This window comes from Pseudomonas sp. S8, assembly GCF_050473925.1.
GTDB lineage: Bacteria > Pseudomonadota > Gammaproteobacteria > Pseudomonadales > Pseudomonadaceae > Aquipseudomonas > Aquipseudomonas parakoreensis.
On sequence record NZ_JBFDVZ010000016.1, the window covers coordinates 1,841,894 to 1,861,400 of the forward strand.

Annotated in this window: 22 protein-coding genes; 14 read left to right on the plus strand and 8 right to left on the minus strand. The window is 61.3% G+C overall.

The features are described 5' to 3' along the window. The first annotated feature begins 52 nt into the window (after positions 1-52). Positions 53-439: a DUF2784 domain-containing protein gene (locus tag AB1J88_RS09460; RefSeq protein ID WP_095666869.1), complete on the plus strand. Its 387-nt coding sequence runs from the start codon at positions 53-55 to the stop codon at positions 437-439. Here AB1J88_RS09460 and AB1J88_RS09465 read toward each other — a convergent pair. Continuing rightward, the gene (locus AB1J88_RS09465) at positions 436-963 is read right to left on the minus strand and encodes a DUF3087 domain-containing protein (RefSeq protein WP_430290915.1); all 528 of its coding nucleotides are present in this window, start codon (positions 961-963) and stop codon (positions 436-438) included. The two genes, AB1J88_RS09460 and AB1J88_RS09465, sit on opposite strands and share 4 nt — an antisense overlap. Before the next feature lie 223 nt (positions 964-1,186). On the opposite strand from AB1J88_RS09465, the gene ppnN reads away from it, so the two are divergent. Both ppnN and AB1J88_RS09475 read left to right on the plus strand, forming a co-directional pair. After that, positions 1,187-2,560, plus strand: a complete 1,374-nt coding sequence (ppnN, locus tag AB1J88_RS09470) for a nucleotide 5'-monophosphate nucleosidase PpnN (protein ID WP_027612974.1) — start codon at positions 1,187-1,189, stop codon at positions 2,558-2,560. A gap of 274 nt (positions 2,561-2,834) precedes the next feature. Next, positions 2,835-3,569: a substrate-binding periplasmic protein gene (locus AB1J88_RS09475; protein ID WP_430290916.1), complete on the plus strand. Its 735-nt coding sequence runs from the start codon at positions 2,835-2,837 to the stop codon at positions 3,567-3,569. A gap of 199 nt (positions 3,570-3,768) precedes the next feature. Here the strand turns inward: AB1J88_RS09475 and AB1J88_RS09480 are convergent, their stop codons facing one another. Both AB1J88_RS09480 and AB1J88_RS09485 read right to left on the minus strand, forming a co-directional pair. Then, positions 3,769-5,163, minus strand: a complete 1,395-nt coding sequence (locus AB1J88_RS09480) for an FAD/NAD(P)-binding protein (protein WP_430290917.1) — start codon at positions 5,161-5,163, stop codon at positions 3,769-3,771. Next, the gene (locus AB1J88_RS09485) at positions 5,164-5,727 is read right to left on the minus strand and encodes a helix-turn-helix domain-containing protein (protein ID WP_041062862.1); all 564 of its coding nucleotides are present in this window, start codon (positions 5,725-5,727) and stop codon (positions 5,164-5,166) included. 85 nt (positions 5,728-5,812) lie between these two features. Between AB1J88_RS09485 and AB1J88_RS09490 the strand changes: the two genes are divergently transcribed. The 7 genes from AB1J88_RS09490 to AB1J88_RS09520 all read left to right on the plus strand — a co-directional run bounded on the left by AB1J88_RS09490 (position 5,813) and on the right by AB1J88_RS09520 (position 13,021). Further along, positions 5,813-6,751 (plus strand): DMT family transporter, encoded by a 939-nt coding sequence (locus tag AB1J88_RS09490; RefSeq protein WP_086790876.1) that lies wholly within the window; start codon positions 5,813-5,815, stop codon positions 6,749-6,751. A 212-nt stretch (positions 6,752-6,963) separates the two neighbouring features. Continuing rightward, entirely contained in the window at positions 6,964-9,882 is a 2,919-nt protein-coding gene (locus tag AB1J88_RS09495) for a monovalent cation/H+ antiporter subunit A (protein WP_047294961.1), read from the plus strand. Beyond that, entirely contained in the window at positions 9,882-10,226 is a 345-nt protein-coding gene (locus AB1J88_RS09500; protein WP_003225953.1) for a Na+/H+ antiporter subunit C, read from the plus strand. The genes AB1J88_RS09495 and AB1J88_RS09500 overlap by 1 nt, the downstream gene beginning before the upstream one ends. Then, positions 10,223-11,902: a monovalent cation/H+ antiporter subunit D gene (locus tag AB1J88_RS09505; protein ID WP_041062873.1), complete on the plus strand. Its 1,680-nt coding sequence runs from the start codon at positions 10,223-10,225 to the stop codon at positions 11,900-11,902. The genes AB1J88_RS09500 and AB1J88_RS09505 overlap by 4 nt, the downstream gene beginning before the upstream one ends. After that, on the plus strand, positions 11,899-12,387 hold the full coding sequence (locus AB1J88_RS09510) for a Na+/H+ antiporter subunit E (protein WP_430290918.1): 489 nt from the start codon (positions 11,899-11,901) through the stop codon (positions 12,385-12,387). The genes AB1J88_RS09505 and AB1J88_RS09510 overlap by 4 nt, the downstream gene beginning before the upstream one ends. Further along, positions 12,384-12,662, plus strand: a complete 279-nt coding sequence (locus tag AB1J88_RS09515; RefSeq protein ID WP_003225959.1) for a K+/H+ antiporter subunit F — start codon at positions 12,384-12,386, stop codon at positions 12,660-12,662. The genes AB1J88_RS09510 and AB1J88_RS09515 overlap by 4 nt, the downstream gene beginning before the upstream one ends. Continuing rightward, on the plus strand, positions 12,659-13,021 hold the full coding sequence (locus tag AB1J88_RS09520) for a Na+/H+ antiporter subunit G (protein ID WP_047294967.1): 363 nt from the start codon (positions 12,659-12,661) through the stop codon (positions 13,019-13,021). The genes AB1J88_RS09515 and AB1J88_RS09520 overlap by 4 nt, the downstream gene beginning before the upstream one ends. Before the next feature lie 145 nt (positions 13,022-13,166). On the opposite strand, the gene AB1J88_RS09525 is transcribed toward AB1J88_RS09520, so the two are convergent. Continuing rightward, on the minus strand, positions 13,167-13,607 hold the full coding sequence (locus AB1J88_RS09525) for a DUF3995 domain-containing protein (protein ID WP_041062882.1): 441 nt from the start codon (positions 13,605-13,607) through the stop codon (positions 13,167-13,169). Between the two features lie 94 nt (positions 13,608-13,701). Here AB1J88_RS09525 and AB1J88_RS09530 point away from each other — a divergent pair, with 94 nt between their 5' ends. Then, complete coding sequence (locus AB1J88_RS09530) at positions 13,702-14,091, plus strand: DUF2946 domain-containing protein (RefSeq protein WP_430290919.1); 390 nt, start codon at positions 13,702-13,704, stop codon at positions 14,089-14,091. 92 nt (positions 14,092-14,183) lie between these two features. After that, positions 14,184-16,316 carry a TonB-dependent receptor gene (locus tag AB1J88_RS09535; RefSeq protein ID WP_430290920.1) on the plus strand — a complete coding sequence of 711 codons (2,133 nt, stop codon included), beginning with the start codon at positions 14,184-14,186 and terminating at the stop codon, positions 16,314-16,316. Positions 16,317-16,438: 122 nt separating this feature from the next. Here the strand turns inward: AB1J88_RS09535 and AB1J88_RS09540 are convergent, their stop codons facing one another. From AB1J88_RS09540 to AB1J88_RS09550, 3 genes are all read right to left on the minus strand, one after another. Beyond that, positions 16,439-17,452 carry an ABC transporter substrate-binding protein gene (locus tag AB1J88_RS09540; protein ID WP_430290921.1) on the minus strand — a complete coding sequence of 338 codons (1,014 nt, stop codon included), beginning with the start codon at positions 17,450-17,452 and terminating at the stop codon, positions 16,439-16,441. 128 nt (positions 17,453-17,580) lie between these two features. Continuing rightward, positions 17,581-17,778: a hypothetical protein gene (locus AB1J88_RS09545; RefSeq protein ID WP_041063058.1), complete on the minus strand. Its 198-nt coding sequence runs from the start codon at positions 17,776-17,778 to the stop codon at positions 17,581-17,583. 8 nt (positions 17,779-17,786) lie between these two features. After that, complete coding sequence (locus AB1J88_RS09550) at positions 17,787-18,257, minus strand: hypothetical protein (protein ID WP_047294976.1); 471 nt, start codon at positions 18,255-18,257, stop codon at positions 17,787-17,789. A 399-nt stretch (positions 18,258-18,656) separates the two neighbouring features. Between AB1J88_RS09550 and AB1J88_RS09555 the strand changes: the two genes are divergently transcribed. Next, positions 18,657-18,932: a hypothetical protein gene (locus AB1J88_RS09555; RefSeq protein WP_084234098.1), complete on the plus strand. Its 276-nt coding sequence runs from the start codon at positions 18,657-18,659 to the stop codon at positions 18,930-18,932. 47 nt (positions 18,933-18,979) lie between these two features. Then, on the plus strand, positions 18,980-19,216 hold the full coding sequence (locus AB1J88_RS09560; protein WP_041062897.1) for a DUF2789 family protein: 237 nt from the start codon (positions 18,980-18,982) through the stop codon (positions 19,214-19,216). Positions 19,217-19,222: 6 nt separating this feature from the next. Here the strand turns inward: AB1J88_RS09560 and AB1J88_RS09565 are convergent, their stop codons facing one another. Next, positions 19,223-19,423, minus strand: a complete 201-nt coding sequence (locus AB1J88_RS09565) for a hypothetical protein (RefSeq protein WP_007966907.1) — start codon at positions 19,421-19,423, stop codon at positions 19,223-19,225. Positions 19,424-19,507 lie beyond the last annotated feature (84 nt).

Sequence of the window (19,507 nt, forward strand, 5' to 3'; positions counted from 1 at the left end):
CGCCTCTGTCGGCGTACCATGGAGGCCTTCACAACCGTGTCAGGGAGACGACATGCTGTACCGAATCGCAGCCGACGGGCTGGTGCTGTTCCATCTGTCATTCATTCTGTTCGTGCTGTTCGGCGGGCTGCTGGTGCTCAAGTGGCCACGCCTGATGTGGCTGCATCTGCCGGCGGCTGCATGGGGCGTGGCGGTCGAGGTGTTGCACCTGACCTGTCCGCTGACCTACTGGGAAAACCTGATGCGCCACGCCGCCGGGCAGACCGAATACGCCGGCGGCTTCATCGAGCACTACGTGTGGCCGATCATCTACCCCGCAGGTCTGACGCCACAGATCCAGTTGGCACTGGGCAGCGTGGTGCTGGTGATCAACCTGCTGGTCTACGGGCGTCTGGCCCGTGCGTGGAAACTGCGCCGCGCCAGCCGTATTCCGTTTTAACGAGCGGCGGGTTTCAAGGCTTGCAGCCAGGCCGGATCCAGGCGCTTCTGGTCGACCTCCAGACCCAGCGCCTGCATCCGCTCCTGGTGCGCTGCGACCTCCCGCTGCAACTGCGCGTGATCGCTGGAGTTACCGTCCAGTTCGTGCATCTGGGTCAAACCCAGATGATAGAAACGCAGCACCTTCATCGCCGTCGGATCATTGTGCTCAACGGCCTCTGTCACCTGATGCATCACGTTGGTCACACTCATCAGACTGCGCTTGAGCCGCCAGCTATAGACCGCCGGGGCCATCCACGGCTGCTGCCAGAACTGCCCGCGCATCAGCGCCGCCGTCAGCAGAAACGCGACGAATACTCCGCCGACATTGAAACGCAGATTATCGCCGCCGGGTTCACCGAACAGCGCCACCGCCGCCGTCGAAAGCGCCATCGCCAACACCAGGAACAGCACGGCAATGATCAGCGTGCTGCGACGGGTCTGCTGGCGAAACGTTGCTGGGTCCATCGGCTGGATCTCGAACATCAGGCATGACTTCCTTGAACGATAAAAAGGGCAACGGAAAAAACTCGTTGCGCATTATCGCCTCTGTGCACGATTTAGCTATGCTGGGGGCCCTTTTCATCTTTTCAGCGTCCAACGGGGACATGGCGGTACAGCGCAGATCGTGCCATCTTCATTCATGGATACACACTATTCGGATGCCATTTGCCTGCCATTGGAATGACATCGTTTTAAGGATCATTGCATGACCCAACGACACGTAATCAACGCCTCGGTCAGCCCGAAAGGCAGCCTGGAAACCCTTTCTCAACGTGAAGTGCAGCAACTGAGCGAAGCCGGATCCGGCAGCACCTACACCCTCTTCCGCCAGTGCGCCCTGGCTATCCTCAATACCGGCGCGCATGTCGACAACGCCAAGACTATCCTCGAAGCCTACAAGGACTTCGAAATCCGCATTCACCAGCAGGATCGCGGCGTGCGCCTCGAACTGCTGAACGCCCCGGCAGACGCGTTCGTCGACGGCGAAATGATTGCCAGCACCCGCGAGATGCTGTTCAGCGCCCTGCGTGACATCGTCTACACCGAAAACGAACTCGACAGCCAACGCATCGACCTCAGCACCTCGCAAGGCATCAGCGACTACGTGTTCCACCTGCTGCGCAACGCGCGCACCTTGCGCCCGGGTGTCGAGCCGAAAATCGTCGTGTGCTGGGGCGGTCACTCGATCAACACCGAAGAATACAAATACACCAAGAAAGTCGGCCACGAACTGGGCCTGCGCAGCCTCGACATCTGCACCGGTTGCGGCCCCGGCGTGATGAAAGGCCCGATGAAGGGCGCGACCATCGCCCACGCCAAGCAGCGCATCCACGGTGGGCGTTACCTTGGCCTGACCGAGCCGGGCATCATCGCCGCTGAAGCGCCGAACCCGATCGTCAATGAGCTGGTGATCCTGCCGGACATCGAAAAACGTCTGGAAGCGTTCGTGCGTGTCGGCCACGGCATCATCATCTTCCCGGGCGGCGCCGGCACCGCCGAAGAGTTCCTGTACCTGCTGGGTATTCTGATGCACCCGGACAACGCCGGCCTGCCGTTCCCGGTGATCCTGACCGGGCCGAAACATGCCGCGCCGTATCTGGAGCAACTCGATGCGTTCGTCACCGCCACCCTCGGCGATGCGGCCAAACAGCACTATGAGATCATCATCGACGACCCGGCCGAAGTCGCCCGGCAGATGACGGCTGGCCTCAAAGCGGTGAAGCAGTTCCGCCGCGAGCGCAACGACGCGTTCCACTTCAACTGGCTGCTGAAGATCGACGAAAGCTTCCAGCGTCCGTTCGATCCGACCCACGAGAACATGGCCAACCTCAAGCTGCACCGCGACCAGCCGCCCCACGAACTGGCCGCCAACCTGCGCCGCGCGTTCTCCGGGATCGTCGCCGGCAACGTCAAGGACAAGGGCATCCGCTTGATCGAGGAACACGGGCCGTACCAGATCCGTGGTGACGCAGCGATCATGCAACCGCTCGATGCGCTGCTCAAAGCCTTCGTCGCCCAGCACCGGATGAAACTGCCGGGCGGCGCGGCGTATGTGCCGTGCTATCGCGTGGTGGCGTAACTCTTCCGGCCACCGCATCCCGCTCCCATGCAGGCACAACAAAAACCAAAGTGGGAGCGAGCCTGCTCGCGAATAGGCCAGGTCAGCCACTTCAGATGTTGACTGATCCACCGTTTTCGCGAGCAGGCTCGCTCCCACAGGTTGTGTGCCAGCCATTGCGTGCGCCGGCTCTGCCAATCAGCCTTGGTTTCTGACGCAAAAGCCCCGTACATTCCGCACGACAGCCACCCCCGGCCCGTACTAAGCTTCGCGCTCAATTTTTCAGGGACGATTCATGAAACGGATTGCCGCGTGTCTGCTGTCACTCCTGGCCCTGGCAGCCGATGCAGCAGATCTGCAACTGCTCACCGACAACCATCGCCCCCTGCACTTTCAGCAAGGCGATCACCTGGAGGGTTACGGCGTCGACGTGGTGCGCGCGCTGGCAGAGCAAACCGGTGACCGGATCGCCCTGCAACAAGTCCCCTTGCTACGAGCCTTGCGCACGGCCAGCGAAACAGCCAACACTGGCGTATTCACCGTCCTGCGTACCGACGAGCGCGATGATCGATATCAATGGGTCGGGCCGCTGATCGAAGTCGAAACCGCGCTCTACGCCCGTGCCAACAACCAGCCGCCGGTGAAAACCCTGCAGCAGGCGGATCAGGCCGGGCACATCAGCGTGCCGCGCAAATGGCTGGTCTACAGCTACCTTCAGCAGCAAAATCTGAAGAACCTCGACGGTGTCGAAACCCCGGAACAGATGATGCGTCTGTTCAGCTTGGGCCGGACCGATTTCGTGGTCTCCGACACCCTGTCCACCGCCGCGCTGGCCCGCACCCAGGGCATGGAGCCGGGACGCTTGCGGTATCAGATGTCGCTGATGAAACAGGACACCTACATCGCCTTTTCGCTGCAGACCGATCCGGGTCAGGTCAAACGCTGGCAACAGGCGCTGGAAATCTTGCGCGCCGACGGGCGCCTGGAGCAGATCCGCCAGCGCTGGCTGATGAATGCACTGCCGAGATAATCATTGGCTGAACTGGCCCCATCGCTGGCAAGCCAGCTCCCACAGTGGTTTGTGTTGTTCACAGACTTTGTGATCCATGCAAAACCCTATTGGGGCTGGCTTGCCAGCTACCCCAGTTTTCTGTGTTGCTCACAGATTTGTGATCCATGCAAAACCCTGTGGGAGCTGGCTTGCCAGCGATGGGCCAGCAAGAACAACATCAATCCACCAGCCGCGCCGCCAATGCCCTGGCCTGCAACGCCACATCCGTCACTGCCGTACTTTCCCACCACATTCCGCGTAGCGGTGGGCCCATGGCGAACAGACGGCTGGCGACTTGCCCTTCAGCGTCCAGCACCGCGCCGTCCACCGCTGCCGTAATCCCCAACGCCAACGGCCCCGGACGCACCAGCCCACGCGCCAGCAACTGCTGCGGCAACGGTCGCGCCACGCGCCGCCAGTCATACTCGATGCCACTGGAATTGATCAGCGCTGCGCCGTGTACCACGCGAGTCTCAGACTCACCGCGTGGCCGAATGCGAATGCTGACACCATTTTGCGTACTCGGTTCAAGCCCCTTGAACGACGCTGCCTGAATCCGCAACCGTCCCTCGTTGTGCAAGCGCTCAACCAACGCCGCACTCAACGGTGGCGAACGGTGGTGATGACTCTCCCACCATGGCCGCACATGGCGTACGAATTGTCTTCGCTGCACGTCAGTCGCCTGACTCCAGAGCCGGCCGATATTCGCTCGCACGGTGTCCAGCGGCGCCTGCCAGTCGATGCCTTGGGCAATGGCGTCACGGCAATGCCTGCGCAGTTCGTGCAGCAACTGTCGCGGCGTGCGAATGCCCGGATCTTGCGCAAGGAAATCCACCCACGCCGGCGGTTGTCGACGCACATGGGGCAATAGTCCATGGCGGGAAAACACGTCGATCGGCCCGCGATGCCCGGCCTGCTCCAGCGAAACCACGGCATCGACCATGGTCAGCCCGGAGCCGATGATCAGCACGGTTGACTGCGGATCGAGCTGGCGCATGGCCGCGACGTCCCACGGATCAAGCGCAGCGGCATTCAGGCCGCTGGAATCCTTCTGTGGCGTGCGCGCGGCGGGGAACATGCCCGTGGCGAGCACGGCACAGGCGCCGTTCAGGTGCTGCCCATCGTTCAAGGTCAGTTGCACCGAATCAGCATCGGTTTGCAGATCGACGACTTCGGCGCGAACGTGCTCGACGGTCGAACCGTGTCGCGCACCAACGACTCGCGCCTCGGCCAGGCGCTGCTGCACATACACGCCAAACAGCCCGCGCGGCGGGAACAGTTCACTGATCGGTACGTTCTGCTCGGCAGACTCCGGCCAGCCACCAGCGGCAATGTGCGCAGTCAGCCATTGGGTCAAGTCATCAGGGTTGTCCGGGTCGACACTCATGCGCGCCGCATTGCCGTTGAGCGTGTGGCCCAGTTCGACGGCGCTGTAGGCTTCGCCACGGCCGAGTTCGGCGCGCGACTCGATGATCAGGATCCGCCGCTGGCCGGGCAGTCGCAACAATTGCACGGCCAGCATCGTGCCGCTGAGGCCACCGCCGATGATCAGGATGTCTGCGCTCCGGGCCATTCAAATCACCACATTGCGCACAAAGCGCACCGCGACGGATCCGTCGTTGCGATAGCCGTGCGGCTGGTTGCTGGCGAACATGAAAAACTCGCCAGTCGCAATGGTATTGGTTACTTCACCCACCGTTAACGTCAGGCAACCTTCGAACACATAGATCTGTTCACTCCAGCCATCGGCGTCGGGTTGCGACGGGTAAACCTCGCCCGGTTGCAGGCACCATTCCCACTGTTCGACTTCACGGGTGGCGGTGGCCTTGGACAGCAGCACCGCTTTGCTCCCGGGAATCACCCCGGCCCACGCCACTTCGTTGATGCGACTGGTATCGCGCGCGTCGGGGGCCTGGATCAGGTCGCTGAAGGCCACATCGAGCGCTTCGGCGACGCGGTCGAGGGTGGTCAGGCTGACATTCTTTTCCCCGGCCTCGATCGCCACCAGCATGCGCCGACTGACCCCGGACTTTTCGGCCAGCGCGGTCTGGCTCATGTCAGCGGCGTGGCGCAGGCGCCGAACGTTGTGGCTGACGTGTTGCAGGACGGACGCCCGTTGGCTGGAATCTTTGTGCACTATATTGCTCACTCGGTGGGGTTGGGCAGTATACTGCGCAACGTTGGGCGCATTGTGCGTCCTGCCTTTTATAGTGCGCAAGGTCATGACGTCAGTGAACAGCTCCCCCACCCCTCTTCGCTTCTCCCGCTTCAGCAAGGCCGAGTGCGTGCTGGTGCTGATCACCATGGTCTGGGGCGGTACGTTCCTGCTGGTGCAACACGCCATGACCGTCAGCGGCCCGATGTTCTTCGTCGGCCTGCGCTTTGCCGCTGCGGCCGCCATTGTCGCGCTGTTTTCCTGGCGCCACTTGCGCAACCTGACCCTGTTCGAACTCAAGGCCGGGACCTTCATCGGCGTGGCGATCATGCTCGGTTACGGCCTGCAAACCGTTGGCCTGCAAACGATCCCGAGCAGCCAGTCGGCATTCATCACCGCGTTGTACGTGCCCTTCGTGCCGTTGCTGCAATGGCTGGTGCTGGGCCGTCGGCCGGGGCTAATGCCGAGCATTGGCATCATGCTGGCGTTTACCGGTCTGATGCTGTTGTCCGGGCCGTCCGGGGCTGCGCTGAATTTCAGCCCCGGCGAAATCGCCACGCTGATCAGCGCCATTGCCATTGCCGCCGAGATCATTCTGATCAGCACCTATGCCGGCCAGGTCGATGTACGCCGGGTGACCGTGGTGCAACTGGCAGCGACCTCGGTGCTGTCATTCCTGCTGGTGGTGCCGACCGGTGAGGCACTTCCGGATTTTTCCTGGACGCTGCTGGTGACCGCACTGGGACTCGGCGCGGCGAGTGCGGCGATTCAGGTGGCGATGAACTGGGCGCAGAAAAGCGTTTCGCCGACCCGGGCAACGTTGATCTATGCCGGTGAGCCGGTGTGGGCCGGGATCGTCGGGCGGATCGCCGGGGAGCGCTTGCCGGCGATTGCCTTGGTGGGTGCAGGGTTGATTGTCGCGGCGGTGATTGTCAGTGAGTTGAAGACCAAGGGTAAGGTTGACGAAGCAGTTGAAGGTGCCTTGGAGAACGACAGCGGTAATTGAAAGCGAAGATCAAAAGATCGCAGCCTGCGGCAGCTCCTACACGGAATGCATATCCCTGTAGGAGCTGCCGCAGGCTGCGATCTTTTTCCCCTTGAAACAAAGCCAAACCAATTTTTTCAGACTACTTTGTAGGATTCTGAGACATCCTGGCGTTTGGTAATCAGGGAGCTGGCACGTATGATGCTTCACAAACTTCCGCAGATTAGAAGCCTATGTCCCTGATAGTTCTACTGCTTCTGCCATTCATTGGCAGCTGTCTGGCAGCGGTGCTGCCACACAATGCGCGTAATACCGAATCCCTGTTGGCAGGTCTGGTCGCTCTGATCGGCACCGTGCAGGTCGCGCTGTTGTACCCGCAAATCGCCCACGGCGGCGTGATCCGTGAAGAATTCATGTGGCTGCCCAGCCTCGGTTTGAACTTCGTCCTGCGCATGGACGGTTTCGCCTGGTTGTTCTCGCTGCTGGTGCTGGGCATCGGCGCCCTCGTCTCTTTATATGCGCGTTATTACATGTCGCCGGACGACCCGGTGCCACGTTTCTTCGCCTTCTTCCTGGCGTTCATGGGCGCCATGCTCGGCCTGGTGATTTCCGGCAACCTGATCCAGATCGTGTTCTTCTGGGAGCTGACCAGCCTCTTCTCATTCCTGTTGATCGGCTACTGGCACCACCGCTCCGATGCCCGGCGTGGCGCCTATATGGCGCTGATGGTCACCGGCGCCGGGGGACTGTGCCTGCTGGCGGGGGTCATGATCCTCGGCCATGTCGTCGGCAGCTATGACCTGGACAAGGTCCTGGCCGCCGGCGATCAGATTCGCGCACATGCCCTCTACCCCATCCTGCTTCCCCTCATCCTTATCGGCGCCCTCAGCAAAAGCGCTCAGTTCCCTTTCCACTTCTGGCTGCCGCACGCCATGGCGGCGCCCACCCCGGTTTCGGCTTATCTGCACTCGGCGACCATGGTCAAGGCCGGGGTGTTCCTGCTCGCACGCCTGTGGCCGTCGCTGTCCGGCAGTGAAGAATGGTTCTACATCGTCAGCGGCGCCGGCGCGTGTACGCTGTTGCTCGGCGCGTATTGCGCGATGTTCCAGAACGACCTCAAGGGTCTGCTGGCCTATTCGACCATCAGCCATCTGGGCCTGATCACCTTGCTGCTGGGCCTGAACAGCCCGCTGGCGGCGGTCGCGGCGGTGTTCCACATTCTCAACCACGCGACCTTCAAGGCCTCGCTGTTCATGGCCGCCGGGATCATCGACCACGAGAGCGGCACCCGAGACATCCGCAAGCTCAGCGGCCTGATCAAACTGATTCCGTTCACCGCGACCCTGGCGATGGTTGCCAGCGCGTCGATGGCCGGCGTACCGCTGCTCAACGGCTTCCTGTCGAAAGAAATGTTCTTCGCCGAAACCGTATTCATCAATGCCACCGCGTGGGTCGAAGCGGCGCTGCCGATTGTCGCAACCATAGCCGGCACCTTCAGCGTCGCCTACTCGCTGCGCTTTACCGTCGACGTATTCTTCGGCCCGACCGCCACCGACCTGCCGCACACCCCGCACGAACCGCCGCGCTGGATGCGTGCGCCGGTCGAGCTGCTGGTGTTCACCTGCCTGATCGTCGGGATTTTCCCGGCGCAAGTGGTCGGTCCGCTGCTCGCGGCTGCCGCTCTGCCGGTAGTGGGTGGAACGCTGCCCGAGTACAGCCTGGCCATCTGGCACGGTCTGAATGCGCCGATGATCATGAGCCTGATCGCCATGTCCGGTGGCATCGTGGTTTATCTGTTGCTGCGCAATCAGCTCAAGCGTGGCCGCTTCAAATATCCGCCGCTGGTAGGTCGCTTCAACGGCAAGCGGCTGTTCGAGCGCAGTCTGGTGCTGATGATGCGCATGGCCCGCCGGGTAGAACGTCGACTCGGCACCCGCCGCCTGCAGATGCAACTGTTCCTGATGGTATTGGCGGCAGTGCTCGCCGGCCTGATCCCGATGCTGCACAGCCAGCTGAGCTGGGGCGACCGGCCGAAGATTCCGGGCTCCATCGTGTTCGTGACCCTGTGGCTGCTGGCAATCGCCTGCGCCCTCGGCGCCGCATGGCAAGCCAAGTATCACCGTCTCGCCGCCCTGACCATGGTCAGCGTCTGCGGGCTGATGACCTGTGTGACCTTCGTCTGGTTCTCGGCGCCGGATCTGGCCCTGACACAACTGGCGGTGGAAGTGGTGACCACGGTGCTGATCCTGCTCGGCCTGCGCTGGTTGCCGCGACGCATCGAAGAAGTCTCGCCACTGCCGTCGAGCCTGCGCAAGGCCCGGGTGCGGCGCCTGCGCGACTTGCTGTTGTCGATTGCGGTCGGCGCCGGCATGGCGCTGCTGTCCTACGCGATGCTGACGCGGCAGACGCCCAACGACATTTCCTCGTTCTACCTCAGCCGGGCCATGCCCGAGGGCGGTGGCAGCAACGTGGTCAACGTGATGCTGGTGGACTTCCGTGGCTTCGATACCCTGGGTGAAATCACCGTGCTGGTGGCCGTGGCGCTGACCGTGTTCGCCCTGCTCCGGCGTTTCCGCCCGCCGAAAGAGAGCCTGCAACTGCCGGCCCAGCAACGCCTGCTCGCGCCGGACGTGGTCACCGATCTGGTCAACCCGCGCAGCGCCAGCGATACCGCGCTCGGCTTCATGATGGTGCCGGCGGTGCTGGTGCGCCTGTTGCTGCCGATTGCGCTGGTGGTGTCGTGCTATCTGTTCATGCGCGGCCACAACCAACCGGGCGGCGGTTTCGTTGCCGGGCTGGTGATGTCGGTGGCGTTCATCCTGCAATACATGGTCGCCGGGACGCAGTGGGTCGAGGCGCAAATGAGCCTGCGACCATTGCGCTGGATGGGCACCGGGCTGCTGTTCGCAACCGCCACCGGTCTCGGGGCGATGGCGGTCGGTTATCCGTTCCTGACCACCCATACCTGGCATTTCGCCTTGCCACTGCTGGGCGACATCCATATCGCCAGCGCGCTGTTCTTTGACATCGGCGTGTACGCCGTGGTCGTGGGCTCGACGCTGCTGATCCTCACCGCTCTCGCCCACCAATCGGTGCGTGGTCACAAAACCGCGTCGCTGCCCAAGTCCGTCGCCAGCAAAGGAGCCGTCTGATGGAAGAAGTCATCGCAATCGCCATCGGCGTCCTCGCCGCGTCCGGCGTGTGGCTGGTGCTACGGCCACGGACGTTCCAGGTGGTCATGGGCCTGTGCCTGTTGTCCTACGCGGTCAACCTGTTCATCTTCAGCATGGGCAGCCTGTTCATCGGTAAAGAGCCGGTGATCAAGGACGGCGTGACCCAGGACCTGCTGCACTACACCGATCCGCTGCCACAGGCACTGGTGCTGACTGCAATCGTCATCAGCTTTGCCATGACCGCCCTGTTCCTGGTGGTGTTGCTGGCATCGCGGGGCCTGACCGGCACTGACCACGTCGACGGCCGGGAGCCCAAGGAATGATGGCGATGACTCACCTGATCGCCGCACCGATCCTGCTGCCGCTGCTGACCGCCGCCGTGATGTTGATGCTGGGCGAGAAACACCGGCCGCTAAAGGCGAAAATCAACCTGTTCTCCAGCCTCGTCGGCCTGTTCATTTCGGTGATGCTGCTGCAATGGACGCAAACCACCGGCGTGCCCGGCTCCATTGGCGTGTACCTGCCGGGCAACTGGCAGGCGCCGTTCGGCATCGTGCTGGTGGTCGATCGCCTGTCGGCATTGATGCTGGTACTGACCGGGATCATCGGCGTCAGCGCCCTGCTGTTCGCCATGGCGCGCTGGGATGGCGCGGGCTCGAGCTTCCACGCGTTGTTCCAGATTCAGCTGATGGGCCTGTACGGCGCGTTCCTCACCGCCGACCTGTTCAACCTGTTCGTGTTCTTCGAAGTGCTGCTCGCGGCCTCTTATGGCCTGTTGCTGCACGGCTCGGGCCGGGCGCGGGTATCGTCGGGCCTGCATTACATCTCGATCAACCTCCTGGCCTCGTCGCTGTTTCTGATCGGCGCGGCGCTGATCTACGGCGTCACCGGCACCCTGAACATGGCCGATCTGGCGCTGAAGATCCCGCTGGTGCCGGAAGCCGACCGTGGCTTGCTGCATGCTGGCGCGGGGATTCTTGCGGTGGCGTTTCTGGCCAAGGCCGGCATGTGGCCCCTGAACTTCTGGCTGGTGCCGGCCTACTCCTCGGCCAGCGCACCGGTCGCGGCGATGTTCGCGATCATGACCAAGGTCGGCGTCTACACCCTGCTGCGCCTGTGGACGCTGCTGTTCTCCGGCCAGGCCGGGGCATCGGCGTTCTTCGGTGGTGACTGGCTGATCTACGGTGGCATGGCGACCATCGCCTGCGCCGCGCTGGCGATTCTGGCTGCGCAACGCCTGGAGCGCATGGCCAGCCTGAGCATTCTGGTGTCAGCGGGGATTCTGCTGTCGGCGGTGGGTTTCGCCCAGCCGAACCTGATCGGCGCGGCGCTGTTCTATCTGGTCAGCTCGACGCTGGCCCTGAGTGCGCTGTTCCTGCTGGCGGAGTTGATCGAGCGGTCGCGTTCGGCCAACGAAATCCCGCTGGAGGATGAAAGCGAACTGCTGCCGCGTCCGCAGGAATCCCTGCAACCGCCCAAGGGCATCAACCTCGATGACGAGCAGAAAGCGGTGGTCGGCCAGGTCATTCCGTGGACCATGGCGTTTCTCGGCCTGAGCTTCATTGCCTGCGCACTACTGATCATCGGCATGCCGCCGCTGTCCGGGTTCATCGGCAAACTCAGTCTGATCGGTGCGCTGCTCAATCCACTGGGGCTGGGCGATGAAGCGCCGATTTCCAATGCGTCCTGGGCGTTGCTGGCGCTGCTGATCCTCTCCGGGCTGGCCTCTCTGATGGCGTTCGCGCGCATGGGTGTCCAGCGTTTCTGGACGCCGGAAGAGCGCCCTTCACCGCTGCTGCGCAAACTCGAATGTGTGCCGGTTTTCCTGTTGCTGGGGCTGAGCATCGCGCTGACCTTCAAGGCCGAACCGCTGCTGCGCTATACCCAGGCCACCGCCGACGCGCTGAACAACCCGCAGCAATACGTGATGGCCGTGCTCGGCACCCGCGCCGTTCCCAGCCCTGAAGCCAAAGCCGCGATGCTGGAGGTGCAGCCATGAAGCGCGTGTTCCCGGCTCCGCTGCTGTCACTGGCATTATGGGTTTTGTGGCTGACACTCAACCTCTCCGTCAGCCCGGGCAACCTGCTGCTCGGCGCGATACTCGGGTTCGCCGCACCGTTGATGATGCGCAAGCTGCGCCCGAAACAGGTGCGCATTCGCCGCCCGCTGACAATTTTGCGCCTGTTCGTGATGGTCGGTCGTGACGTGATCCTCTCCAACCTGATCGTCGCCTGGGGCGTGCTCAACGCGGGTCGCCGACTGCCACGCTCGCGCTTCGTCAAAGTGCCGCTGGACCTGCGCGACGCCAACGGTCTGGCCGCGCTGGCGATGATCTGCACCGTGGTGCCGGGCACCGTGTGGTCGGAGCTGGCGCTGGATCGCAGCATTCTGCTGCTGCACGTCTGGGATCTGGATGACGAGGCGCACTTCATCCACCACTTCAAGACTGCCTACGAGCAGCCGTTGATGGAGATTTTCGAATGAGCCCGCTGCTGTCGAACGCGATTCTGCTGACGCTGTTCCTGTTCTCGCTGGCAATGGTTCTGACCTTGATTCGCCTGTTCAAGGGGCCGTCGGCACAGGATCGGGTACTCGCGCTGGATTACCTGTACATCGTCGCCATGCTGATGATGCTGACGCTGGGCATTCGTTATTCCAGTGACACTTACTTCGAGGCAGCGCTGCTGATCGCGCTGTTCGGCTTCGTCGGTTCATTTGCCCTGGCGAAATTCCTGCTGCGTGGCGAGGTGATCGAATGACTGCGCAATTGTCGTTGTGGGTCGAGATTCCAGTGGCCATTCTACTGGTGCTCAGCGGAGTGTTTGCGCTGCTTGGCGCGGCCGGCTTGCTGCGTATGAAGGATTACTTCCAGCGCATGCATCCACCGGCGCTGGCCTCTACGCTGGGCGCATGGTGCGTGGCGCTGGCGTCGATCATCTGCTTTTCGGCACTCAAGTCCGGGCCGGTGATGCATGCCTGGCTGATTCCGATTCTGCTGGCGATTACTGTGCCGGTGACCACGTTGCTGCTGGCGCGGGCGGCGTTGTTCCGCAAGCGCATGGCCGGGGATGATGTGCCGGCTGAGGTGAGCAGCCGCAGGACCGAGAGTGGTAGTTAATTCGGCGGTGTCTGGGCAGGCCTCTTCGCGGGCAAGCCCGCTCCCACAGTGATTGTGGGTGTTCACAAGTAATGGATTCCATCCAAAACCCTGTGGGAGCGGGCTTGCCCGCGAAGAGGCCGGTACTGCCAACACATGAACCGGGTCAGACCCAAGCCACCGCCAGCAACCCCGCCCCCAACAACAGGCACAGCGGTGAATACACCCAGGTATCCAGCCGCGCAAATCGCGACCCCTTCACTTCCTTGAAAAACCCCACCAGATTCGAATCGCCGATCGCCCGGGCAAACATCAATAACGCAATCGCACTGATCACCCATTGCAGCGCCTTGTGATGCACCGGCGGCATGCCCCAGCCAACCCGCATGCACACCAGCGCGGCGATCACCAATAACGCTGCCGCCACCAACAGCGTGATCCAGCCAGACGGTTTGAAGGCCGGTCGCACCGTCGCCACCAGCCCTCGCACCGGCACTTGCGGTACCGCCGCCACCGCCGCCCATTGCCCACCCAGCGCCCAGTACACGTGTACCAGGGCGATTGCCGCAAATATCGTCACCAGCCATTGAGCCAACACAAAGGTCATGGTCGAGAATCCTTTCTGGGGATTTGAACAAAACATCCTAGTCGGCATTTTTTGAAGTGCACGACCGATCGGCGGTACGGTAAAGTGCCGCCCCATGAAATTCACCCGTTCCGATCGCTCACTGCTGGCCTGGATGCTTTATTGCTGCGTCCTGTTCAACGTGTTCGCCTGCAGCATCGGTCACGGACAAATGGTCGGGATGCAGCTCAACGGCATCGGCGGGCAGTTCTGTACGGTCGACCCGGCCACTCAAGCGCCGCTGACGAGCAATCCCAGCGAAGAACAACTGCCGACCCTGTCCAAGGCGTTCGGCTGCCCGCTGTGCTCGGTCGGCGGCGGCATGGGCCCGGCGTTCAACTCCAGCCTGACCCTCGCGGTGCTGCCCGAGCACCACAGCCCGCCGCTGGCGCCCATTGTCAGCGCCGACCTCCCTGCCCGCTTCACCTGGCCTTCGGCCAACCCTCGCGCCCCGCCGCTCGCCTGAGTGTCTTTGCCTTTTTGATTGTTCAGCCCACTGCGCCAACGCGCGGCGTTTGCCTGTGCGCTGACTCCTAGACAAGCATTCAGGATTCAACGATGAAACATATTCCTCTACTGGCGAGCCTGTGCGGCTGCCTGTCCCTTAACGCCTGGGCGCAATCCACCGTGGATCTGGCGCCGATCACCATCGACGGCGAATCCACCAGCGAACCGGGCCTGAGCCTCGATCAATCCAGCGGCATGGCTTCGCGTCTCGGCTTGAGCGTGCGCGACACACCTGCGTCAGTGGCCGTCGCCAACCGCAACGACATCGAACGCCACGGCGCACAGAACTTCCAGGACGCCGCCAACACCCTGCCCGGAGTCAATGCCAGCGCGCCGCCTGGCTTTGGCGGATTCGTCTCCTACCGCGGTTTCACCAGCAGCCAAATCACCCAGATGTTCAATGGCATCAACGTCTCCGGCGGCCTCGCCCGACCGGTGGATTCATGGATCTATGACCGAGTCGAACTGGTGGGCGGCCCGTCGTCGCTGATCAACGGTGCAGGCTCGGTCGGCGGCTCGTTGAACTACGTGACCAAACTGGCAACCCGCGAAGAACAAGCGGTCGAAGGCCGCGTCAGTTACGGCAGCTACGACACCACCGAAACCGCGTTCGGCCTCAACCATGCGCTGACCGAACCGAACGCCGACGTGCAGCACTACGCGCGCCTCGATGTCAGCCACAACACCAGCAACGGCTACATTGATCGCCAGGAACGCGATGCCTGGAGCGTGGCGTTTTCGTTGCTCAGCGACCTTACGCCGGATCTGTCGCACACGCTGGCCCTGGAATATCAAGACGAACACGAAGACAGCCCGTACTGGGGCACGCCGGTGCTCAACCCCAAGGCTGGCGAGTTGAAGATCGACAAACACAACCGCTTCAACAACTACAACGTCGAGGACGGACGCTACGAACAGCGCACGATCTGGGTGCGCTCGATCATCGATTACCGGATCAACGACAGCACCACCCTGCGCAACACGCTGTATCACCTCGACAGCCAGCGCGACTACCGCAACCTCGAGACCTATCAGTACAACGCTGACAACACGGCGGTGAACCGCTCCACCGCGTATCAAGTGCGGCATCAGGGTGAGCAGAACGGCAACCAGTTCGAACTGCGCCACGACAACAGGTTTTTCGGTCTCGACACGACGTGGTCCGGTGGTTTCGAGTACAAGGTCAACCAGACCACCAACTCGCCGCTGAATATCAAAGGCGCGAGCTCCGTCGATCCGAACAACTACCGCCCGGGGCATTTCTACGATATTCCCGGCACCAACCCGGCGCTGATCAGCGACAAGACCAACGAAGTCACGACCAAAGCGCTATTCGCGGAAAACCGTCTGGCCCTGACCGACAAACTGGCGCTGCTCACCGGCCTGCGCTACGACGACATAGACCTCGACGTGACCAACCATCGCACGGTGACGGCCACCAATCCCAAGCACCTCAAACGCAGTTGGGAGCCGGTCACCGGGCGCGTCGGCCTGACCTACCAGTTCATCCCGTCGGCCAACGTCTACGTGCAATACAGCACCGCCGCCGAACAACCGAACGGCACGCAGGACTTCGATGTTTCAACCGGCAAACAATGGGAAATCGGCAGCAAGTTCGACTACCTGAATGGCCGTGGCGCGGCGACGGTTGCCGCGTACACCATCGAACGCAAGGACTTCGCTGTAACTGACCCGCTGGACCCGACCAGCAGCATCCCGGTCGGTCAGCAAACCTCGAAGGGCATCGAGATCGCCAGCTCCCTGCGGATCACCGACAAGCTGTTGGCCGAAGGTAACTTCGCCTGGGTCGATGCGCAGTACGACGACTTCACCGAAAAGAATGCCGCCGGTGTGGTGGTGTCGCGCAAGGGCAACACACCAACCAACGTCCCGGACCGGGTCGGCAATCTGTGGCTGACTTATGATTTTTCGCCGCACTGGCAAGGAGGAATCGATGCGCGGTATGTGGCGTCGGTGTATGCGGACACGGCGAACACCATGACCGTGCCGTCGTACACGCTGTTCGGCAGCTTCCTCAGCTACAAGGTCGACTCGCACACCACCGTTACCGGGCGAGTGCGTAACCTGACCAACGAGGTGTACGCCGAGTTTGCGCATGTATCACCGGCTTACTATCTGGGTACGCCGCGCACCTTTGAATTGGCGGTGCAGACCAGGTTCTGAACTTAACCCGATGCCTTGTAGGAGCTGCCGCAGGCTCGGGCCGCGATCGGACGATCTTTTGACTTTGATTTTAAGATCAAGATCAAAAGATCGCAGCCTGCGGCAGCTCCTACAGAGAGCGATTACAAACTGGCGGAGACCTTCTCCGCCACATCCTTCGGCACCCACGCCTGCCACACCTCCGGATGCGCCTTCATGAACGCTTCTGCCGCCTGGCGCGGCGCAGTGTGCTTCTCGCTCATCTCGGCCAACGCCTTGTTCAATGGGTCGATCGGGAAATCCACCTTGCTGAAGAACGCCGCGATCTGCGGATACTGCTTCTGGAACGGCGTAGACACGCCAATCGACAGCTTCGATGCCAGCGAACGGGTCGGTTTCGGATTGGGGTTATCGGCATCGGTCAGGGTCTTCCACGCCTCGGCATCGAACGGTGGCTCTTCCAGCTGCACCAGTTTGAATTTGCCCAGCAATGGCGTCGGCGACCAGTAATAGAACAGCACCGGTTTGCCCCGACGGATCGAAGAACTGATCTCGGCATCCAGCGCCGCACCCGACCCGCTGCGGAAGTTGGTGTAGTCATCCTGCAGGCCATAAGCGGTCAGCTTCTGCTTGTTCACCACTTCCGAGGTCCAGCCAATCGGGCTGTTGAGAAAACGGCCCTTGCTCGGGTTTTCCGGGTCCTTGAACACGTCCTTGTATTGCTTCAGGTCACTGACGCTGCGCAGATTTGGCGCCAGCGGCTTGATACCCTTGGCCGGGTCACCCTTGATCACGTACTCCGGGACCCACCAGCCTTCCGTAGCGCCCTTGACCGTATCACCGAGACTGGCGACCTTGCCCTCCGCCTCGGCCTTGACCCACACCGGACTGCGTCCGGCCCACTCCTCGCCAATGACCTGAATGTCATTGTTGGCCAGCGCCGTTTCCAGGGTGATGGTGGTGCCCGGCAGCGTATCCGTCGGCAAGCCGTAACCTTTCTCGACGATGATCCGCAGGACATCGGTGATCAGGCTGCCGCTTTCCCAATTCAGGTCGGCAAAATGGATGGGCGTTTGCGCCGCCGTCACCGGTTGTGCCGATGTCAGCACACCAAACGTGACCATGCTGGCGGCCAGTAGCCGTCGAAATCCTTTCATGCTTTTGCACCTCGTGCTGTTCACAGCAATAGCAGGATGGCCTGGCAGAAGACCGCAAGCCTCTGAATACTCAGTCAACTGACTGTAGCCGAGGTTCCTGCTTTTTCCGGGACCCTACCCCGACGAGGTTACGTTTCAGACTTTTCCTGCAAGCTTTGCAGCTCGCGTCTGACCATGCTGGCGTATTCCGCAGGCCGCAAGGTGTAGATCTGCGCAGCCACCCAGTTCAGCCACGCGCCTTGCATTCCGGCTTTGGCGTTGAACAGCCGCAAAGCCTCTTCACGTGCTCGGTCGAGGTGCCGGGAATGGAAGTCAGCGCGACTCAAATCGCCAGTCACTCACTGGCCTTGAACGTGACCAGCTCGCCCTTGCGCCACTTCGCGGCTTTGCCGGTGACCGCTTTCAGGGTTTTGGTCAGGCCTTCCTGCAATTGCTGATGCGCGGCAAACACCGTCACCACGCTGTGGCCTTCCTTGAACAGGATCGCGTGACCCTCCGCTGTATCGACAAAGGCATAATCGCCCAGGCCGTACACCGTCAGTTTGATTTCGCGAAAGCGGATGTCCATCTTGCCGCCTTCACGGCTGGGCAGCACCGCCGCGCTGAAATGATCGCCGACCTTGAGCTTGAGCCCCGGTTTGTCATCGACCACCAATGCACTTTCGGTGTCGATCTCGGCCACGTAAATACCTTCGGCGTTCTGTTCGGTGATGTAAACAAAACGCGATTGAAACAGCTTGACCAGCTTTGCACGCAAATCACCCAACACGAACAAAGCATGCATATCGAGATTACTGACTGCCAAGGAAACATCCCCACATCTGAAAAGTACCTGCGCAAAACGCGCACGGCAAAAAAACGGCCAGGCCGATGCTGTTACCGATTGACTTCAGTACACCTGAAACAAGCGGAGCGCCCATACATCACAAGTTCGCAAGACTACTGGAAAGTCAGGCGAGAAACTTGCCTCGACGTTCGCCAGGCTTTGAAGGAAAAATCTTCATTGAAGCGCAACGAAGACGGACTACAAACCTTAGGGAAAAAGCTGACGAAAAAAAGCCCTTTTCCGACATATCGCCGGTAAAAAATTGCTTTAGATAGGCACCTGTCGCCAACAGACACTGGCGATTCTAGAGCAGCAATGCTCCTTCCGACTACCCGAACCGACCTGTAACCGTCGGCTATCTCATGAAAAGGACTTCATATGTGCACTCTGACTCACTTTGCCCAGCCTTCCAACCTTGGCATTGACTCGCCATTCGTACTGCAAGGCACCGATTTGGCTGAACTGGCGGAGCACGGACCAGGCAATCACAGACCTCGATTTCAGGTAGTTCCGGCGGGCAACGCGTTCTTTCATATCAAAGAATCATCCACCGGTCGTGTAAGAGGTTTCCGCGAAGATCATAACGAAGCATGCGCCCTTGCCCGCTCGCTTGAATCACGAATCGAACTCTTGTCCAACGGCCGCCTCAGATAAAGAGCGAGCGACAGCGCCATTCCGGCCAACGCAAAAGGAGTAAAACGATGGAACTGCCAGCCTATGATCTGAAAACCCTGTTCGACCAACTGGGCCTGCCTTCGGAAAACGAGGCAATCGACGATTTCATCGAAGCGCATCCGCTGGACGCCAACACCAAGTTGATTGATGCCGAGTTCTGGACACCGCAACAGGCGCAACTTCTGAAAGAATGGTTGCGCGCCGACGGCGAAGAAGCGGTGATGGTCGATGAGTTGAACGTACGCCTGCACGACGGACGTTAATAAATGTCAGTGCAGGCTGTCGCCAGGCTCGGCCATCAGTTGCGCGAGCCAGGCAGCCTTGCACTCCTCCGCCTCGTCGCGACTGGCGAACGCAGTGCCGCGCCGCTCACCGTTGAGCAGCACCACCCAGCAGACACTCTGGCCCATCGCGCGCAATCCGGCGGGCACACCACTGCCAATCATCACCGCGACATCGACTCTGCACATATTGACCTCTCGATTTCATTAGCTACCTAACTAATAGCCATGTTAATGACATCGTCGCAGAGGAAACAGCAACGCCCGTGCACA

Bases quoted from the DNA above. Each gene is read 5' to 3' on its own strand.
- AB1J88_RS09505 (WP_041062873.1), top strand. From the start codon at position 10,223: ATGATGGCGATGACTCACCTGATCGCCGCACCGATCCTGCTGCCGCTG.
- AB1J88_RS09490 (WP_086790876.1), top strand. From the start codon at position 5,813: ATGACGTCAGTGAACAGCTCCCCCACCCCTCTTCGCTTCTCCCGCTTC.
- AB1J88_RS09510 (WP_430290918.1), top strand. From the start codon at position 11,899: ATGAAGCGCGTGTTCCCGGCTCCGCTGCTGTCACTGGCATTATGGGTT.
- AB1J88_RS09495 (WP_047294961.1), top strand. From the start codon at position 6,964: ATGTCCCTGATAGTTCTACTGCTTCTGCCATTCATTGGCAGCTGTCTG.
- ppnN (WP_027612974.1), top strand. From the start codon at position 1,187: ATGACCCAACGACACGTAATCAACGCCTCGGTCAGCCCGAAAGGCAGC.
- AB1J88_RS09480 (WP_430290917.1), bottom strand. From the start codon at position 5,163: ATGGCCCGGAGCGCAGACATCCTGATCATCGGCGGTGGCCTCAGCGGC.
- AB1J88_RS09460 (WP_095666869.1), top strand. From the start codon at position 53: ATGCTGTACCGAATCGCAGCCGACGGGCTGGTGCTGTTCCATCTGTCA.
- AB1J88_RS09520 (WP_047294967.1), top strand. From the start codon at position 12,659: ATGACTGCGCAATTGTCGTTGTGGGTCGAGATTCCAGTGGCCATTCTA.
- AB1J88_RS09535 (WP_430290920.1), top strand. From the start codon at position 14,184: ATGAAACATATTCCTCTACTGGCGAGCCTGTGCGGCTGCCTGTCCCTT.
- AB1J88_RS09555 (WP_084234098.1), top strand. From the start codon at position 18,657: ATGTGCACTCTGACTCACTTTGCCCAGCCTTCCAACCTTGGCATTGAC.
- AB1J88_RS09540 (WP_430290921.1), bottom strand. From the start codon at position 17,452: ATGAAAGGATTTCGACGGCTACTGGCCGCCAGCATGGTCACGTTTGGT.
- AB1J88_RS09560 (WP_041062897.1), top strand. From the start codon at position 18,980: ATGGAACTGCCAGCCTATGATCTGAAAACCCTGTTCGACCAACTGGGC.
- AB1J88_RS09500 (WP_003225953.1), top strand. From the start codon at position 9,882: ATGGAAGAAGTCATCGCAATCGCCATCGGCGTCCTCGCCGCGTCCGGC.
- AB1J88_RS09475 (WP_430290916.1), top strand. From the start codon at position 2,835: ATGAAACGGATTGCCGCGTGTCTGCTGTCACTCCTGGCCCTGGCAGCC.
- AB1J88_RS09525 (WP_041062882.1), bottom strand. From the start codon at position 13,607: ATGACCTTTGTGTTGGCTCAATGGCTGGTGACGATATTTGCGGCAATC.
- AB1J88_RS09515 (WP_003225959.1), top strand. From the start codon at position 12,384: ATGAGCCCGCTGCTGTCGAACGCGATTCTGCTGACGCTGTTCCTGTTC.
- AB1J88_RS09465 (WP_430290915.1), bottom strand. From the start codon at position 963: ATGTTCGAGATCCAGCCGATGGACCCAGCAACGTTTCGCCAGCAGACC.
- AB1J88_RS09530 (WP_430290919.1), top strand. From the start codon at position 13,702: ATGAAATTCACCCGTTCCGATCGCTCACTGCTGGCCTGGATGCTTTAT.
- AB1J88_RS09565 (WP_007966907.1), bottom strand. From the start codon at position 19,423: ATGTGCAGAGTCGATGTCGCGGTGATGATTGGCAGTGGTGTGCCCGCC.